The following is a 17,365-nucleotide window of genomic DNA, read 5'->3' as shown; positions in this document are numbered from 1 at the left end:
CTCAAGGTGCTCTCCGAGCCCCGCCTCGAATACCTTGTCACCCATGGACATGATCACCCCGGAGCCGCGCCCCGCCTGGATCGCCGGACGCCCCGAGCAGGGCGCTTCGACGATCACCGTGCACCACCCTTATGACGGCAGCGAAGTCGCCACCGTCGCGGTGCCCGGCCCGGAGCAGGTCGAACGAGCGGTGAGCGCTGCGGCGAGCGTCGCGAAGGAGTTCCGGCGGTCCTCGGCGCACAGCCGCGCCGCGGCGCTCGACCACGTTTCGCGGGTCATCGCCGGCCGGGCCGAGGAGATCGCCGAAGTCATCACCGCCGAGAACGGCAAGCCGCTCAAGTGGGCCGAGGCGGAGGTCCGGCGAGCGGTGTCGGTGTTCCGGATCGCGGCCGAAGAGGCCCGCCGGTTCAGCGGCGACCTGCAGCGCCTGGACACCGATCCGGCGGGCGAGGGCAGGCTGGCCCTCACCCGCCGGATCCCGCGCGGCCCGGTGCTCGGCATCGCGCCGTTCAACTTCCCGCTGAACCTGGTGGCGCACAAGGTCGCGCCGTCGCTCGCGGTCGGCGCGCCGATCATCGTCAAACCCGCGCCGCGCACGCCGCTGGCCGCGCTGATCCTCGGCGAGATCCTGGCCGAGACGGACCTGCCCGAGGGCGCGTTCTCGGTGCTGCCGCTCGGCAACGAGGAGACGTCGGCGCTGGTCGCCGATCCCCGGCTGCCGGTCGTCTCGTTCACCGGTTCGGGTCCGGTCGGCTGGTCGATCGCGGACGCCGCGCCGCGCAAGCACGTCGTGCTCGAACTCGGCGGCAACGCGGCCGCCGTCGTGCTCCGCGACTGGCCGGATCCGGAAGGCGCCGCGGAACGCATCGCGACCTTCGGCAACTACCAGGCCGGGCAGTCCTGCATCGCCGTGCAGCGGGTCATCGTCGAACGCGAGGTCGCCGAGGAATTCGTGCCCGCACTGGTGGAAGCCGTGCGGGCACAGCGAACCGGCGACCCGTACGACAAGAACACCGACGTGGGACCGGTCGTCGACGAGGCCGCCGCCGAACGGATCGTCGCGTGGATCGACGAGGCCGTCGCCGCGGGCGCGAAGATCCTCACCGGCGGCAAGCGGGACGGCGCGACGGTGGAACCGACCGTGCTCACCGACGTGCCACCGTCCACAAAGGCCTGGGCCGAGGAGATCTTCGGACCGGTACTCGTAGTGTCCATTGTGGATGGCGTGGACGAGGCTTTCGCTTCGGTCAACGAATCCGCGTACGGTTTGCAGGCCGGGGTGTTCACCCGCGACGTGCATCTCGCCTTCTACGCGTCGACGGAACTCGAAGTCGGCGGCGTGATCATCGGCGACGTACCGAGCTACCGCGCGGACCAGATGCCGTACGGCGGCGTCAAGGGATCGGGCGTCGGCAGGGAGGGCGTCCTCGCCGCGATGCACGACCTCACCGAGGAACGGGTCACCGTCTTCACCGGCATCGACCTCTAGTCCGGGGTGACGGCCTGCGCGAACCCGAACACCTTGTCCGGGTCGTAGGTCTTCGCCACCTGCCTGAGGCGGGTGACGTTGCCGCCGTAGTAGGCCGTCATCCAGTCGGGCAGGGCGGGGTCGATGTAGTTGACGTAGCCCCCGCCCAGCCCGAGACCCGACACCACCTCCGCGACGGAATCCGTTGCCGCGGAACGGTTGTTCACGTCCGCCTGGCTGTAGATCTGCACACTCCCGATCGCCTTCCGGTGCCAGAACGCGGTGGCGTCCGGGGCGATGTCGGCGACGGCGCCGCCGAGACCGTCGACCAGCAGGTCCATTCCTTGCCTGCCCTTGAGGACGGACGTCAACTTCGCGGGCTCCACCGGTTCTCCGAGTATCCGCGACGAGGCCACAAAGGACTGACGGTTTTCACTGCCGGAGAAGTACTTCATGGCACCGAGATAGTCGAGCTGCTTCACCGTCCGCGTCCCACCGACCTGGTCGAGCAACCGGGCGAGTGAAGCGGAATCGCCGACGTAGCAACCGGAAATCCGCACACCGACCGTCGATCCGCCGGACAGCACGACATTCGCCCACAGTTCAGGCGGAGCTTCGGGAAGCCAACGCTGCCATTCGGCGACGACGTCGTTCGCACTGCCCGCCGGGAACCGCAGGGAGAACACCGCAACGACCGACGGCGCCGGATCGGTACGGAAAGTGAACGAGGTGACGACACCGAAGTTGCCGCCTCCCCCGCCGCGCAACGCCCAGAACAACTCCGGCTCTGAATCCGCCGACACGGTCCGGATCTCCCCGTCCGCCGTGACCACTAGTGCGGACACCAGATGGTCACAGGTGAGGCCGTATTTCCGTGCTAGCACACCGATTCCGCCACCGAGCGTCAGCCCGGCGATCCCGACGCTGGGGCAGGAACCCGCGGGCAGGCAACGGCCCGCACGGCCGAGTGTCGCGTAGACGTCTTTCAGCTTCGCGCCCGCGCCGATCACGACCTGTTCACCTTGGACGTCCACTGAGGACATTCCACCGAGGTCGATCATCAGGCCACCGTCGGGAACCGAGTATCCGGCGTAGCTGTGCCCACCACTGCGCGCGGCGATGGGAACTCGTCTCGCGGCAGCGGAAACGGCAGCCTGCACGTCCTCGGGTTTGGCGCATTTCGCGATCGCGGCGGGCCTGAGCCCGTCGAAGGCCGGGTTGAACACACGTTTGGCGCTGTCGTAGCCGGAATCCCCCGGCAAGAGCAGGGAAACCTTGTTCCGCAACGCCGCCCAGTCCGGCGGACCGGACGGCGGCGTGACGCCGGTGCTCGGCGGTAACGACGTTCCCGGAGCGGAGCTGGGCGCCTGGGCCGGCGGCGCGGCGGAACACGCCGTCGCGGCCACCCCGGCCGCTGTCGCACCGGCGAGTTTGAGGAACGCCCTTCTTTCCATGCCTGTTAGACGCCCAGCCGACGGGCAGGTTGCGGCCTTACCCCCGAAGGTGTGCGCTCACCGGCACGACCAGGGGCGTACCGGACACCGGATCCGCCATGACCTTCGCGGTCAGACCGAAGATCTCCTCGAGTAGCGGCTCGGTGAGCACCTCGGCGGGCGGGCCCTGCGCGACGATCCGGCCGCCGCGCATGGCGACCAGCTTGTCGGCGTAGCGGGCGGCGAGATTCAGATCGTGCAGCACCATCACCACGGTGGTGCCGCGTTCTTCGTGCAGCCGGTACACCAGGTCCAGCACGTCGATCTGGTGCGCCAGGTCGAGATACGTGATCGGCTCGTCCAGCAGGAGCAGGCCGGTCTCCTGCGCCAGCGTCATCGAGATCCACGCCCGCTGCCGCTGCCCACCGGAAAGCTGGTCGACGACCCGGCCGGCGTGCTCCTCCATCCCGGTCAGCCGCAGCGCCCGCTCGATCGCCTCGTCGTCGGAGGAGGACCATTGCCGGTACCAGCTCTGATGCGGATGCCGCCCTCGCCGCACCAGATCGGAAACGGTCAGCCCCTCGGGCGCGGACGGGGTCTGCGGCAACAGGCCGATGATCTTGGCGACCTCGCGGGTCGGCAGCTTGTCGATGCGCTCGCCGTCGAGCAGCACCGCGCCCTGCCGTGGCTTGAGCAAGCGCGCCAGCGCGCGCAGCAGGGTCGACTTGCCGCAGCCGTTGGGCCCGATGATCGCGGTGACGGTCCCGTCGAGGACGTCGAGGTCCAGCCCGGTCACGACGGGCGTTTCGCCGTAGCCGAGTTCCAATTCCCGGGCACGCAGTCTGGCGTTCACGCGCGCTCCTCCTTACGGCTGCGGATGAACAGGAAGATCAGGTACGGCGCGCCGAGGATCGCCGTCAGCACCCCGACCGGCAGCCCGGACAGACCTGGCGTCACGCGCACCACGAAGTCCGCGCCGACGGTCAGCAGCGCGCCGAGGACCATCGAGCCGAACAGCGGCGGCTGCGCCGAGCGGACCAGCCGCAAGGCGATCTGCGGCGTGGCCAGCGCGACGAAGGTGATCGGGCCCGCGGCCGCGGTGGCGACGGCGGCCAAGGCCGCGCCGAGCAGCAGCAGGGTCGCGCGGGCGCCGTCGACCCGGATACCGAGACCGCGCGCGGTGTCGTCGCCGAACTGCAGTCCGCCGATGGTGTGCCCGGCGATCAGCGTGATCGGCGCGAGCACGGCCAGCGCCAGCAGCACCGGGGCGACCGATTCCCAGCCGACGTCGGCGAGGCTGCCCACGATCCACGTCGTCGCCCGCGCGGCGTTGTCGACGTCTCCGATGGTCAGCATCCAGTACACGAGGTTGTAGCCGACGGCCGAAAGCGCGATGCCGATCAGCACGAGCCGGTAGCCGTCGATCCCGCGCCGCCACGAAAGCGCGTACAGCAGGATCCCCGCGATCACGCCGCCCGCCAGCCCGGCGAGCGGGACGCCCAGCGTGCTCGCCAGGCCGCTGACCTGGCCACCGGTACCGCCCGCGACGATCACGCCGACCGCGCCGACGCCCGCGCCCCAGGTGATGCCGAGGATGTCCGGGCTGGCCAGCGGGTTCCTGGCGATGGTCTGGAACAGCGCGCCGGACAACCCGAGTGCCGCGCCGACCCCGATCGCGGTCAGGGTGCGCGGCATCCGCAGGTCGAAGATGATCCCGCGTTCCCGCGCGGTGCCGCCGCCGAACAGCGTCTTCAGGACGTCGCCGAGGCCGATGTGGGAGGTGCCGATACCGATGTTCAGCGCCGCGACCAGCACCAGCGCGACCGCCGCGAAGAGCACGACGGCGAGCGTCCTCGGCCGGACGGTCCAGGCCGCCGGGCCGAGCGAGATCACCTTGGGAGCCGTCATATCCGTGCCAGGCCCTTCTTGCGGACGAGGTGGACGAACACCGGCACGCCGAGCACCGCCAGCATGATGCCGACCTCCAGGTTGTCCGAGGCGACGACGCGGCCGAGCAGGTCCGCCGCCAGCAGCAGGATCGCGCCGAGCACGGCGGAGAACGGCACCAGCCACCGGTAGTCGGGCCCGCTGATCGCCCGCGCGAAATGCGGGACCAGCAGGCCGAGGAACGCGATCGGGCCGCAGGCGGCGACGGCCGCGCCGGTCAGCAGCGTGATCGCCGCGACCCCGAGCAGCCGCGTCCGGCCGACCCGCCGTCCGAGCGCGACGGCGACGTCGTCACCGAGCGCGAGCGTGTTCATGCCCGGGGTGTTGATCACCGCGAGGAGCAGGCCCGCGGCCACGAACGGGGCGATCTGGCCGATCATCGCGGGATCCCGGCCGGCGATCGAGCCGACGTGCCAGAACCGGTAGGTCTCCATCCCGCGGTCGTCGCCGAGCACGATCGCGGAGATGACGCCGTTGAGCAGGGCGCTCACCGCGGCCCCGGCAAGTGCGAGCGTCACCGGTGTGGCGCCGCGGCCACCGACCGCGCCGAGCAGGAAGACGACGGCGCTCGCGATCAGCGCGCCCGCGAAGCCGAACCAGATGAACGCGTACAGGTCGTCGATGCCCAGCACGACGACGGCGAGCACCACCGCGAATGCCGCACCTTGGGTGACGCCGAGCAGGCCGGGATCCGCGAGCGGGTTACGGGTGTGGCCCTGCATGAGCGCCCCGGCCGCGCCGAGCGCGAGCCCCGCGAGGACGCCGAGGAGCGTGCGCGGCACCCGCAACGAACGGACGATCAGGTGATCCGGCACACCCGTGGGATGGAAGATCGCGTCCCACACGACACCCAAAGGAATCGAACGCGCACCGAGGGCGATGCTCGCGACGCAGATCACAGCCAGAAGGGTGACGAGCAGGGCGCCCGCTGTCGCCTTTCCAACACGAACTTCCACTGTGGACATCCGCCATCCTATGCTCCGGTTAGGAAAGCCTAACCGCACAGAAAGAGTGACCCATGACCCCACCCCGGCGCGCAGTCCTCACCCTCGCCGTGACCGCCTGCCTGGCACTCTCCGCATGCGGTGGCGCAGAACAGGAATCCGCTTCCACCGGCACCGGCCAAAGTGGATTCCCGCGGACCGTCGACCACGTGATGGGGTCGACCACGATCGACAAGCAGCCCACCACCGTCGCGGCGCTCGACTCCAGCTACGTCGACGCGGCACTGGCGCTCGAAACGAAGGTCGTGGCGTACACGAAGTACCGCAACTACGACAAGCTGCCGGACTACCTGGGCGACGACCGCAAGTTCGCCGAGGGCGCCAAGGAGATCGGCGCGCTCGAGAGCCCGGACATCGAGAAGCTGTACGACATCAAGCCGGAGCTGATCGTGTCCGCGAAGGTGCGGCACGAGAAGTTCTACGCGGAGTTCAGCAAGGTCGCACCCACGGTGTTCAGCCAGACCACCGGGGCCACCTGGAAGGACAACGTCCGGCTGCTCGGCAAGGCGGTGGGCAAGGAAGCCTTGGCGGAGCAGAAGATCAAGGCCTACGAGGAGCGCGCCCGCAAGGTCGGCGACGCGGTCAAGGCGAAGCTCGGCAAGCCGGTGACCGCCTCCGTGGTCCGCTTCATCGAAGGGGAGCCGACGGTGCGGCTCTACAGCACCGCGTCGTTCCCCGGGAGCGTGATGGCCGACGCCGGGATCCAGCGCCCCGCGGGCCAGCCGGACAACAAGGCGAAGATCTCCAACGACCTGAGCCAGGAAGAGATCGGGAAGCTCGATGCCGAGGCGATCTTCATCGCCAGCTACACCGACGAGACCAAGCAGGCCGAAAACCCCATGACGAAGTTCCAGTCGAACCCGCTTTGGGGAACCCTCAAGGGAAAGAAGATCGACGTCAACGACACCACCTGGTTCACCTCGGTGAGCCTGCAGGGCGCGCACGCCATGCTCGACGACATCGCCAAGCAGTTCGGCGTGGACTCGTTCCGCGCGTAGTCCTTTGTGGACCGTGCCGTCACAGCCAATGCGGCAGCGGCGGCGCGGTACCGTCCAAAGTGGATCCATCGCTGCGGCCGGTGATCCACGCCAGGACGTCGCCCGGGGAGCCGGTCAGCGTGACCGGCTCTCCGGTGCCCATCCGCCACTCGTGCCGGGTCCCGTCTGCGCCGACGGCGACCAGCAGGACCGCGGGCAATTCGCCGCCGTACATGCCGATGGCGTTGCCGACGACGATCTCGAACTCGGCGCCGAGCAGCTCGGCGACGCGGGCGAAGTCGTAGCCGAGATCGAGGTCCGCCAGGTGGATCGCGGTCTCCGAGAGCCGGAGCCAGAGCACGAACTCGGCCGGGATCTCGCGTCCCTGCCGGGCGCGCACGCGGACCTGCCACGCGTCGTCCGGCATGGTCGACGCGACGTCGGCGAACCTCGCCGCGGACGCGACGACGTCTTCGGCGATCTCCCCGGCGGACCGGTACGCACCCTTCTCGATGTCGTCGTCCCTGGCCGCCTCACCGGCGTACATCGGGGTCTCGACCCCGGACTTCGCCCAGGTGAGGAGGTTGACCAAGCCGTCGGCGTTGCGCGCGAGGTGGGACAGCAGATGCGCCCGCGTCCAGCCGGGCAACCCGCTCGGGGCGTGCACGGCCTCCTCGTCGAGCCCGCGCGCCAGCCGCGCCCATTCCTCGTGCAGGGTGCGGACGCGGTTCAGCAGGACGTGTGCGCGTTCGGAGGCTGTCACGCCCCCAAGTTACCGCCGAAGCGCCGCCGGCGCGTCCGCCGGAACCGCGGGGTTCTTCGGGGCGATCGGCTCGAGGCGGGTGTACGGCGAGTCCTGCGGCGGCCTGCTGTCCTGTTCGCCCTTGTTCGGCCAGAACGAGAAGGCCCGCTCGGCCTGCGCGGTGATGGTCAGCGAGGGGTTCACGCCGAGGTTCGCCGTGATCGCCGAGCCATCCACAATGGACAGACCAGGGTAGTTGAAGACGCGGTGGTACGGGTCGATCACGCCGTTGTCGGGCGCCGTGCCGATCGGGGCGCCGCCGATGAAGTGTGCCGTCAGCGGGATGTCGAAGATCTCGCCCCAGGTGCCGCCCGCCATGCCGCCGATCCGCTCGGCGGTGCGGAGGTTGGCCTCGTGCCCGGCGGGGATGAAGCTCGGGTTCGGCTCGCCGTGGCCCTGTTTGGACGTGTACTTGCGGCGGCCGAAGAGCCCGCGTTTGGTGTACGTGGTGATGGAGTTGTCGAGGCTCTGCATCACCAGCAGGATCACGGTGCGCTCGCTCCAGCGGTAGCCGTTGAGCAGCTTCACGGTCTGGACGGGGTGCTTGAACATGAAGTTCACGGCCTGACGCCAGCGCGGGACCGCTGAATCGCCTTCGGTGGCGATGGTCTGGAGCAGGCTCATCGCGTTGCTGCCCTTGCCGTATCGGACGGGCTCGATATGCGTGTTCTCGTCGGGGTGGATCGACGAGGTGATCGCGACGCCGCGGCTGAAGTTCCGCGCCTCGTCGACCGAGGTCCGGGCGGCGCCGATGATGGCCTCGGAGTTGGTGCGGGTCAGCTCGCCGAGACGCGGTGAGAGCTTCGGCAGCTTGGCGGTGTCGCGCATGCTGTGAAGCAGGTTCTGTGTGCCCCAAGTACCCGCGGCGAGCACCACCTGCGCGGCGGTGAGCTTGTGCCGGAACCTGCGCGAGGTGGTCCCGGTCTTCTTGATGCTCACCTCGTACCCACCTGCGTTTAGCGGGCTAATCGCGCTCACGGTGGTGAGCGGGATGACCTTCGCGCCGTCCTTCTCCGCGAGGTAGAGGTAGTTCTTGACCAGCGTGTTCTTGGCGCCGACGCGGCAGCCGGTCATGCAGGCGCCGCATTCGGTGCAGCCGGTGCGCGCCGGGCCCGCGCCACCGAAGTACGGGTCTTCCGCGCGCTCCCCCGGCTTGCCGAAGTACACGCCGACGGGCGTCGGGTGGTACGAGTCCGGCACGCCCATGTCCTCGGCGACGCCCTTCATGACCACGTCCGACGGCGTGACGCTGGGGTTGGTGACGACGCCCAGCATGCGGCTGGCCTGGTCGTAGTGCGGGCCGAGCTCGGACTCCCAGTCGGTGATGTGGGACCACTGCGGGTCGACGTAGAACGGCTTCAGCGGGCGGTACAGCGTGTTCGCGTAGACCAGCGAGCCGCCACCGACGCCCGCGCCGGCGAGCACCATGACGTCCTTGAGCATGTGGATGCGCTGGATGCCGAAGCAGCCGACCTGCGGCGCCCAGACGTAGCGGCGAAGGTCCCAGGACGTCTTCGCGAACTCGTCGTCGGCGAAGCGGCGGCCCGCCTCGATGACGGCGACGCGGTAGCCCTTCTCGGTCAGGCGGAGGGCGGCGACACTGCCGCCGAACCCGGAGCCGACGACGATCACGTCGTAGTCGAAGTCGTCTTCAGTGGTGGTGTTACTCGCAGTCACACCCTCGACTGTAACCCCGGCCACCCCTTCTGACCAGAGGTAAGTTACTGGCCGGTTACCTTCCAGCCGGATGTACGAACGTGGCTGGGGCATCATCGACCGGTGGATACGGATGCCCTGGTGGCGATCGACCTGACGCGTGACGAGCGCACGGTACTGCGCTGTGGCCTGGCGGAATGGGGTGGACCGGCCGCGTGCACCCACGAGCTCGCCGTCGCGATGGGCTTCGAGGACGTGCCCGACCTTTTCGAACAGGCGCGAAGGTTGCGCGCGGCGCTGGCCGACGAAGAACCGCTACGCGCCTCGGAATGGCGCAAGACCCTCATCGCCACCGAAATCGTGTTCGCCAGCGACGTCTTCGGCTCCGGGATGGACTGGTCGACCACCACGGGCTTCGCGGACGACGAAACCCTCCCGATCCTGCGAGACCTCCAGCGGAAGATCGCCCGCGCGCTCGGCTCAGCCCACTACCGCCCGCGGCCACCGGAGCGCCTTTAGCGGGCTAAACGCGACACAGGAGGGACGCGTGGGGTTGATGTGACTCCTGAGACGCGAACGGCCCGGATCGCGTTTAGCGGGCTAAACGCGATCCGGGCCGGGAGCGAGCGTCAGCGGCGGACGGTCAGGCCCACCCGCTGGAACTCCTTCAGGTCCGAGTAGCCCGTCTTCGCCATCGCGCGGCGAAGCGCGCCGAAGAGGTTCACGACGCCCTCGGCGTCCGAGGACGGCCCGAACAGCAGGGTCTTCAGGTCGACGGCGTAGTCCGGCCCCAGCGCCACGCGCGAACGCGGCAGCGACGGGTGCGCGGCCGCCGACGTCCAGTAGAGCCCCTGCCCCGGCGCCTCGGACGACGCGGCCAGCGGCGCGCCCAGCATGACCGCGTCGGCACCGCAGGCGATGGCCTTGGCGATGTCGCCGGACGTGCTCATCCCGCCGTCGGCGAGCACGTGGACGTACCGGCCACCGGTCTCGTCGAGGTAGTCACGCCGCGCGGCCGCGGCGTCGACGATCGCGGTCGCCATCGGCGTCCCGATCCCCAGCACGCTGTCGGTGCTCGTCACACCGCGGCTGGCCCCGTGCCCGACGATGACGCCGGCCGCGCCGGTGCGCATCAGGTGCATCGCGGTGCGGTAGTCGCTGACGCCGCCCGCGATCACCGGCACGTCGAGCCGTCCGATGAAGTCCTTAAGGTCCAGCGGCTCGGCGTCACGCTGGACGTGCTCGGCCGAGATGATCGTGCCCTGCACGACGAGGATCTCGACGCCGGCCGCGAGCAGGTCCGGCGTCAGCTCCGCGGCGTGCTGCGGGCTGACCCGCGCGGCCACGGTGACCCCGGACTCGCGGACGGTCTTGATCGCCTCGGTCAGCAGGTCCAGCCGGATCGGGGCGGAGTGCAGTTCCTGCAGCTCACGCACGATCGCGGTCGGGTCCTCGGTGTCCTCGGCCGCCCGGACGAGGCGGAAGATCGCGTCCTCGACGTTCGGGTGCCGCGCCCACAACCCTTCGGCGTTGAGGACGCCCAGCCCGCCGAGCTCGCCGACGGCCACCGCTGTTCCCGGCGACACGATCGCGTCGGTGGGGTGCGTGACCAGCGGCAGTTCGAACCGGTACGCGTCGATCTGCCAGGCGGTGGACACGACCGAAGACGACCGGGTGCGCCGCGACGGCACGATCTCCACGTCATCGAGGTCATACGCCCGCCGCGCGGTGCGGCCCATGCCGATCTCGACCAGATCCCGCACGTCAAGTCCCTTCTCACCGACGACCGTTACACCCCATTGTCGCTAGGCCGCGTGGGTGACCTGCGCACGGGGCACCCGAACCGGGCCGGAAGTCACACCAGCCCCGTTCGCCCCACCCGTTTCGCGTTTAGCCCGCTAAAGGCGCTCGGGTCAGAAGGAGACCTTCTCCACGGAGTCGGTCCGGAGGACGGATTCCTGCGCGAAGGCCTTCTTGTAGTCGGTCCGGATCTCCTCGATCTCGCGGTTCGCGTCGCGGTCGCTGAACGGGTACACGACGACGATCACCTTCGATTTCTCTCGCGAGATCACGCCGTCCGAACCGCGCCACTGGCCGCGTCCGGTCAGCTCGGTGAACCCGTCCGGGAACCTCGGCGTGACGGCCTTGTCGGTGAACGCGGTGAACTCCGCGTCGGTCAGCTCCCCGCCGCCCGGCTTCGTCGTCCCGAAGTAAAGCTCGGTGCGCTTCCACAGCTCGCCCGGCGAGGCCTGGAGTGCGGCGGCCTCGGGTGCGGAGGGCGCGGCGGAAGCGGTGGGGACGGCGGAAGCCGCCACCCCGCCGCCGAGCCCGAGGGCAGCGGCGGCGAAGACGGCGAGCGCGGTCCGGCGCGAGGTGAAAGACATCGGGTTCCTCCCAGGAGACTTGATCAGCGGGCCAAGTCTCCCGGGAACGGAACCGGATGGGTAAGTGTCCTAAGGGGCGGACTAACGGGTGGTGTAGTTCGGCGCCTCGACGGTCATCGTGATGTCGTGCGGGTGGCTCTCCTTCAGCCCGGCCGCGGTGATCCGCACCAGCTGCGCCTCCTGCAGCTCGGGGATCGTCGACGCGCCCGCGTAGCCCATACCCGACCGCAGCCCGCCCACCAGCTGGTGGACGACGTTCGCCAGCGGCCCGCGGAACGGGATCCGGCCCTCGATGCCCTCGGGGACCAGCTTGTCCTCGCTCAGCACGTCGTCCTGGGCGTAGCGGTCCTTCGAGTAGGACTTCGCCTGCCCGCGCGACTGCATGGCGCCCAGCGAGCCCATACCGCGGTAGGTCTTGAACTGCTTGCCGTTGACCAGGATCAGGTCGCCGGGCGATTCGGCGGTGCCCGCGAGCAGGCTGCCGAGCATCACCGTGGACGCGCCGGACGCGATCGCCTTCGCGATGTCGCCCGAGTACTGGATGCCGCCGTCGCCGATCACCGGGATCCCGGCCGGGCGCGCGGCCTGGTCGGCCTCGTAGATCGCGGAGATCTGCGGCACGCCGACGCCGGCGACGATGCGGGTGGTGCAGATCGAGCCGGGGCCGACACCGACCTTGATCCCGTCCGCGCCCGCGTCCACCAGCGCCTGCGCGCCGGCCCGGGTCGCGACGTTGCCGCCGACGATGTCGACGGTGTCGCCCAGTTCCTTCTTCAGCAGCGCGACGGTCTCGACGACGGCGCGGGAGTGTCCGTGCGCGGTGTCGACCATCAGCACGTCGACCCCGGCGTCGGCCAGCGCCATCGCGCGCTTGTGCCCGTCCGGTCCGACGCCGACGGCGGCACCGACGATCAGGCGGCCGTTGGTGTCCTTGGAGGCGTTGGGGTACTGCTCGGTCTTGACGAAGTCCTTGACCGTGATCAGCCCGCGCAGCTTGCCCGCGCCGTCGACGATCGGCAGCTTCTCGATCTTGTGGCGGCGCAGCAGCCCGAGCGCGGCCTCCGCGGTGACGCCGACCTGCGCGGTGACCAGCGGTGGCTTCGTCATCACCTCGTGCACCGCGCGGGTGTGGTCGACCTCGAACCGCATGTCGCGGTTGGTGATGATGCCCACCAGCGTGCCGGCGGCGTCCGTGACCGGCACACCGGAGATCCGGAACCGCGCGCACAGGGCGTCGACCTCGGCGAGGGTGTCCTCGGGCGAGCACGTGACCGGGTCGGTCACCATGCCCGCTTCGGAGCGCTTCACGACCTCGACGGCGGCCGCCTGGTCGTCGATCGGGAGGTTGCGCTGCAGCACGCCCATCCCGCCCTGGCGCGCCATCGCGATGGCCATCCGGCCTTCGGTGACGGTGTCCATGGCGGCGGAGACCAGCGGGATGTTCAGGGTGACGTTGCGGGAGAGCCGGGTGCGGGTGCTGACCGCACTGGGCACCACATCGGACTCGGCCGGCAGCAGCAGCACGTCGTCGAAGGTCAGCCCGAGCATGGCGAACTTGCTCGGGACGGGGGCGGTGACGCTGTCGCTGGTCATAGCAGGCGAAGGGCCTTCCTAGCGGTGATGTACGTGTCGCTGTGGCGACGCGAGGGCCTGCCCCTCATGATATCCGGGCCGGGCGGCCGCCCGGCCCGGGTGGGCGCCCGGTAGCGTGCAGGCGTGCCGCAAGATGCGTTGCCCCCAGACCCGTTCGCGGATGACCCGGACGACCCGGCCCGCGCGTTCATCGACGACGCCGACCGGCTCGACGAGCCGATCAGCGACGAAGAACGCACCGAGTTGCTGGCCGATCTCTCCGATCTCGCCGTCTACCAGGCGCTCCTCGAACCGCGCGGGGTGCGCGGGATCGTGGTCGACTGCGGTGAATGCGACGAACCCCACTACCACGACTGGCATCTGCTGCGCGCCAGTCTCGAGCAGCTGCTCGCCGACGGCCGCATGCGGCCGCACGAGCCCGCGTTCGACCCGAACCCCGGGGACTACGTGAGCTGGGACTACTGCCGCGGCTTCGCGGACGGCGTCACGGCCAACGAAAGCGCCTACTGATCGCGTTTAGCCCGCTAAAGGCGATCGCCTTTAGCGGGCTAAACGCGATTTGAGACAACGAAGGGCCTGGTGAGAGGGATCTCACCAGGCCCTTCGGCGTTCGATGGGTGCTACTGCGTCGTCTCGACCGCGCCAGGAGCCTGCGCTCCGGCGCCCGGCGACGGCTCGTTACGCGAGCCACCGGGGTCGTTGCCCGAGGCCGGTGGCGTCGTGGACGTCGTGGGCGGTGGCGGCTCACTGGTCGTGGTCGGCGGAGTCGGCGAGGGAGTCGTGGTGCCCGGCAGACTCGTGCCGGGGTTGCCGCCTCCGGGCAGCGACGTCGGCGGAGCGGTCGGCTGCGGAGTGGGCTGCGGTGTGGTCGCGACCGGGGTCTGCGTCGGCTGCTGCTGATCCGGCGGCAAGGGCTGCACGGGGTTCTGCAGCTGAGCACTCAACTGGCGGTGCTGTTCGAGCAGTTGATCGCGGTTCTCTTCGTCGGTCACCTGGCTCAGCGCGGCCTGGGCTTCGTCGAGCGCCTTGCGGGCGTCGTCGAGGCGCCCGCCGGCGAGCGCGAGGTTGGCCTTCTCGAGATCGAGTTTGGCCGCCGCGGCGGCCTCGACCGACCGGGCGTGGTCGGCGTAAAGCACCTTGGTCAGTCCCCAGAGCGTGTCACCAGGCTGCGCGTCCTTCGCGGCGAGACCGGTACCGGCGAAGGCGATGGCCAGGACGGCCGCGGCGGCGGCCACCGGGACCAGCAGCCGGCGTCTTCCCCCGTGTTTGCGGGCGAGCGCGGCGGTCTTCACGGTGACGACGGCGGTGTCGACGTCGACGAGTTCCGCGAGCGGCTCGCTGTCGATGTCGCGCCGCCAGGCCAGCAGCAGCGCGTTGAGCTCTTGATCACCGAGGTCGTCGGCCATCTTCGGATCCGAGCCACCGAGAGCGTCGAGCAGCGCGTCGTCGGCCTGGACGGCCGACAGATCGGCTGCGAACTCGGCTTCCGAGGGCGTCAGCCCTCTTTCGAAGGCCGTCAGTTCACGATCGGTCCCAGGGGAGAACCGATGGTCGCGATCGGTCACTCAGATCACCTCCTCAGCGGCCAGAACCTTACGTAGGCGCGCGAGGGCGCGATGCTGGGCCACCCGGACGGCGCCGGGGGTGGACCCCACGGCCTCTGCCGTCTCCTCGGCGGACAATCCCACGACAACCCGCAGGACTACGATCTCACGCTGTTTGTCGGGAAGGACACGCAGCAGCTGTGACATGCGCTCGTTCAGCTCGCCTTGAAGGGCACGCTGCTCGGGACCGACGCCACCCTCGACCTCGTCGGGGACTTCGGCGACCGGTTCGGCGCGGTTGCGGGCCGCGGCGCGATGCGCGTCGGCCACCTTGTGCTGGGCGATCCCGTAGACGAAGGCCAGGAACGGGCGGCCCTGATCACGGTACGAAGGCAATGCCGTGAGCACCGCGAGACACACCTCCTGAGCAACGTCGTCTGCGGAAGCGAACGAACGCTCCTGCCTGCCAACCCGAGCGCGGCAGTACCGCACTACCAAAGGACGGATGGCCGCCAGCAACCGCTCGACCGCTTGAGGATCACCCTCAACAGCAGCGGCGACCGGCTCATCCAGTCCGTCCCCCACATTGGCCATCGCAGACAACAGTCCCAGTGTTACGTATAGGCGTGCAAAGAGTCCGGCGTGTGACTTCGGAATCCACTACCCGGTGACAGCTACCGTACCGCTCGGGCTCGCCGCCTTCGTTGACGGCCGTCATCGGCGCGCCGCCTGCCGGCGAGCGCGCTGAACCCGGATCTTCCTGGTCCCTTTCGCTCGTGGCCGAAATCCGACGAGCCGGAACACAGTGGGGTACGACGGTCCGCCCGGAGGCGGACTCGCTCGGGCCAGGGTGCCCGAGCGGTGAACACAAAAGCGCGAAGCGTGACAGGGAACACAGGTACGGGCCAGGGGTACACCCCCGGCCCGTTCGTCACCCGTTGTGCGATCTCGCCGTTGAAATCAAGAAAGCGTTGTCAGGAAACAAGCCCACGACGGAATCCGTGGGCGACCGCCTGAGCGCGGTCTCGCACGCCGAGCTTGCGGAACAAGCGGCGCGCGTGGGTCTTCACGGTGTCTTCGGACAGATACAGCTCGCGGCCGATCTGCCCGTTGCTCTTGCCCTGGCTCATCCCGCGAAGCACCTGAAGCTCTCGCTCGGTGAGCTGGACGCCGGGGTCGGACGGCTGACGCGGCGCCGGCACCGAGGTGCTGGCGAGCGTGTGCGCCAGTGCGGCGACCAGCTCGGGACGCGAGGCGTCCCAGCGCAGGTAGCCGCGGGCTCCGCCGGCGATGGCGGCGGCGATGCTGCCCGCGTCGTCCGGGGCGCCGAACACGATCACGTTCGCTTGGGGGTTCGCCGAGACGAGCCGCCGGGTGGCTTCGACGCCGGTCGGGACGGCGCGCTGGGTACCGACCAGCACGACGTCGACCGGCTGACGGGAGTACCGGGCCAGCAGCTCGTCACCGTGCGCTACGCAGTCGATGCGACTGACCCCTGGGACCGCGGACATCACTCGAGTGAGCCCTTCGCGGACACTGCGTCGGTCGTCGCAGATCAAGACCGTCGTCACGGGGTTTCCTTCCTGCAGCCGGGTGACATTCCACTTCCCCTATCGGACGCTTTAGCCCGAACCTTGACACGATCCGGTGGCTTTTTTTGAAAGTTCTTAGCCCGGTTGCCGGAATGGGCCCTCCAACAGGCTAGACGCCATCAGAGCGGTACCCACGGAGATTCCCGGGCGAGCCACCTCCCGCAAGGATCCGCATGCCGTAACACTGCGTGCAACACTTCCGCCCCTCTGAATCGATACTCATCGGCGTGTCCTGCCCCGAAGTCCGCCCCGACCAGGCACGCCACCCACAGAAGTGAATTGAATTCGTATTTTTCGGCGGTTTCGCGCGCGCTCTCGACCAGCGCTTTCGCGCGCTCCCGCTCAGCGGAACCGGCATTCGCGATCGTCACGGCGAGTACAAGCTGTGATTTGACGACGTGACGGCAGGCACCCCTGGCGCGCGCGGTTTCCCACGCCATTTCCGCAGGTGCGATCGCCGCGGCGGAAATGTTACTCGCCAGTTCGATTTCCGCGCCGACCCAGCCCGCCCTCGTCCGGGTCCGCCAGCTACCGGTGTGCGCGCCCGCACGGGCGAGCAACCGCCGGGCGGCGGCGAGCCTGCCGCGCCCCAGATTGTCCGCCGCGAGGCCGAGGAGGGCGTCCGCCCGCGCCCCCTCGGCGTCCAGACCGTCGGGGTCGGGTTCGCCTCGCGGCTCCGAGATCACCCGCGCGAGCGCCTCGCCGTCGAGGACGAGGGCCGCCGCGTGCCCGCCCAGCTGCCGCCGATGCGAGGCCAGCGTGCTCGCGGCCAGCGACGCGACCACCGGATCCTTGCCCGTGCGCAAATCGTTCAGCAGCGTGGCAGCCGCCGCGTACCGGCCGCGGGCGCCGAGCCCGATCGCGGCGAGCAACCTTCCGCGAGGCGACGCGGGCACCGCGAAGGAGCTCGGCGGCAGGCCGTCGCCGAACGCGGCGGACCGCAAGGACGATTCCATGCGTCCTTT

Annotated in this window: 17 protein-coding genes; 4 read left to right on the top strand and 13 right to left on the bottom strand. The window is 69.6% G+C overall.

Annotated elements, in window-relative coordinates:
- The first annotated feature begins 43 nt into the window (after nt 1–43).
- Nucleotides 44–1,489 carry an aldehyde dehydrogenase family protein gene (locus ACZ1DY_RS04460; RefSeq protein ID WP_465483666.1) on the top strand — a complete coding sequence of 482 codons (1,446 nt, stop codon included), beginning with the start codon at nt 44–46 and terminating at the stop codon, nt 1,487–1,489.
- Here ACZ1DY_RS04460 and ACZ1DY_RS04455 read toward each other — a convergent pair.
- The 4 genes from ACZ1DY_RS04455 to ACZ1DY_RS04440 are packed head-to-tail and all read right to left on the bottom strand — an operon-like array spanning nt 1,486 to nt 5,813.
- Nucleotides 1,486–2,922 carry an FAD-binding oxidoreductase gene (locus ACZ1DY_RS04455; protein WP_465483665.1) on the bottom strand — a complete coding sequence of 479 codons (1,437 nt, stop codon included), beginning with the start codon at nt 2,920–2,922 and terminating at the stop codon, nt 1,486–1,488. The genes ACZ1DY_RS04460 and ACZ1DY_RS04455 overlap by 4 nt on opposite strands.
- Before the next feature lie 37 nt (nt 2,923–2,959).
- Nucleotides 2,960–3,754 (bottom strand): ABC transporter ATP-binding protein, encoded by a 795-nt coding sequence (locus tag ACZ1DY_RS04450; protein ID WP_126736626.1) that lies wholly within the window; start codon nt 3,752–3,754, stop codon nt 2,960–2,962.
- Nucleotides 3,751–4,809: a FecCD family ABC transporter permease gene (locus tag ACZ1DY_RS04445; protein WP_257489224.1), complete on the bottom strand. Its 1,059-nt coding sequence runs from the start codon at nt 4,807–4,809 to the stop codon at nt 3,751–3,753. The genes ACZ1DY_RS04450 and ACZ1DY_RS04445 overlap by 4 nt, the downstream gene beginning before the upstream one ends.
- A complete protein-coding gene (locus tag ACZ1DY_RS04440) occupies nt 4,806–5,813 on the bottom strand; it encodes a FecCD family ABC transporter permease (protein ID WP_233620414.1) in 1,008 nt (335 codons plus the stop codon). The genes ACZ1DY_RS04445 and ACZ1DY_RS04440 overlap by 4 nt, the downstream gene beginning before the upstream one ends.
- Before the next feature lie 53 nt (nt 5,814–5,866).
- Here ACZ1DY_RS04440 and ACZ1DY_RS04435 point away from each other — a divergent pair, with 53 nt between their 5' ends.
- Nucleotides 5,867–6,850 carry an ABC transporter substrate-binding protein gene (locus tag ACZ1DY_RS04435; RefSeq protein ID WP_465483664.1) on the top strand — a complete coding sequence of 328 codons (984 nt, stop codon included), beginning with the start codon at nt 5,867–5,869 and terminating at the stop codon, nt 6,848–6,850.
- A 19-nt stretch (nt 6,851–6,869) separates the two neighbouring features.
- On the opposite strand, the gene ACZ1DY_RS04430 is transcribed toward ACZ1DY_RS04435, so the two are convergent.
- Both ACZ1DY_RS04430 and ACZ1DY_RS04425 read right to left on the bottom strand, forming a co-directional pair.
- Nucleotides 6,870–7,592 (bottom strand): maleylpyruvate isomerase N-terminal domain-containing protein, encoded by a 723-nt coding sequence (locus ACZ1DY_RS04430; RefSeq protein ID WP_465483663.1) that lies wholly within the window; start codon nt 7,590–7,592, stop codon nt 6,870–6,872.
- A 9-nt stretch (nt 7,593–7,601) separates the two neighbouring features.
- Nucleotides 7,602–9,308 carry a GMC oxidoreductase gene (locus ACZ1DY_RS04425; RefSeq protein ID WP_465483662.1) on the bottom strand — a complete coding sequence of 569 codons (1,707 nt, stop codon included), beginning with the start codon at nt 9,306–9,308 and terminating at the stop codon, nt 7,602–7,604.
- Nucleotides 9,309–9,410: 102 nt separating this feature from the next.
- Between ACZ1DY_RS04425 and ACZ1DY_RS04420 the strand changes: the two genes are divergently transcribed.
- Nucleotides 9,411–9,806, top strand: coding sequence for a hypothetical protein (locus ACZ1DY_RS04420; protein ID WP_465483661.1), 396 nt, complete (start codon nt 9,411–9,413; stop codon nt 9,804–9,806).
- Between the two features lie 110 nt (nt 9,807–9,916).
- Here ACZ1DY_RS04420 and ACZ1DY_RS04415 read toward each other — a convergent pair whose 3' ends face one another.
- The 3 genes from ACZ1DY_RS04415 to guaB form a co-directional block, all read right to left on the bottom strand.
- Nucleotides 9,917–11,050, bottom strand: a complete 1,134-nt coding sequence (locus tag ACZ1DY_RS04415) for a GuaB3 family IMP dehydrogenase-related protein (protein ID WP_126736622.1) — start codon at nt 11,048–11,050, stop codon at nt 9,917–9,919.
- 150 nt (nt 11,051–11,200) lie between these two features.
- Nucleotides 11,201–11,671, bottom strand: coding sequence for a DUF3574 domain-containing protein (locus ACZ1DY_RS04410; protein WP_465483660.1), 471 nt, complete (start codon nt 11,669–11,671; stop codon nt 11,201–11,203).
- 81 nt (nt 11,672–11,752) lie between these two features.
- On the bottom strand, nt 11,753–13,264 hold the full coding sequence (gene guaB / locus ACZ1DY_RS04405; protein WP_126736620.1) for an IMP dehydrogenase: 1,512 nt from the start codon (nt 13,262–13,264) through the stop codon (nt 11,753–11,755).
- Between the two features lie 123 nt (nt 13,265–13,387).
- Between guaB and ACZ1DY_RS04400 the strand changes: the two genes are divergently transcribed.
- Entirely contained in the window at nt 13,388–13,774 is a 387-nt protein-coding gene (locus ACZ1DY_RS04400) for a DUF5319 domain-containing protein (protein WP_005166667.1), read from the top strand.
- Nucleotides 13,775–13,884: 110 nt separating this feature from the next.
- On the opposite strand, the gene ACZ1DY_RS04395 is transcribed toward ACZ1DY_RS04400, so the two are convergent.
- From ACZ1DY_RS04395 to ACZ1DY_RS04380, 4 genes are all read right to left on the bottom strand, one after another.
- A complete protein-coding gene (locus tag ACZ1DY_RS04395) occupies nt 13,885–14,829 on the bottom strand; it encodes an anti-sigma-D factor RsdA (RefSeq protein ID WP_185927339.1) in 945 nt (314 codons plus the stop codon).
- Complete coding sequence (locus ACZ1DY_RS04390) at nt 14,830–15,402, bottom strand: sigma-70 family RNA polymerase sigma factor (protein ID WP_026467317.1); 573 nt, start codon at nt 15,400–15,402, stop codon at nt 14,830–14,832.
- Nucleotides 15,403–15,782: 380 nt separating this feature from the next.
- A complete protein-coding gene (locus ACZ1DY_RS04385) occupies nt 15,783–16,379 on the bottom strand; it encodes a response regulator transcription factor (RefSeq protein WP_003073605.1) in 597 nt (198 codons plus the stop codon).
- Nucleotides 16,380–16,519: 140 nt separating this feature from the next.
- A complete protein-coding gene (locus tag ACZ1DY_RS04380; protein ID WP_257489230.1) occupies nt 16,520–17,356 on the bottom strand; it encodes a hypothetical protein in 837 nt (278 codons plus the stop codon).
- Nucleotides 17,357–17,365 lie beyond the last annotated feature (9 nt).

The sequence above is a fragment of the Amycolatopsis sp. PSD-21 genome (assembly GCF_055561455.1).
Note: the sequence above shows the minus strand (reverse complement) of the source record. Positions and strands in the feature narration are given on the sequence as shown.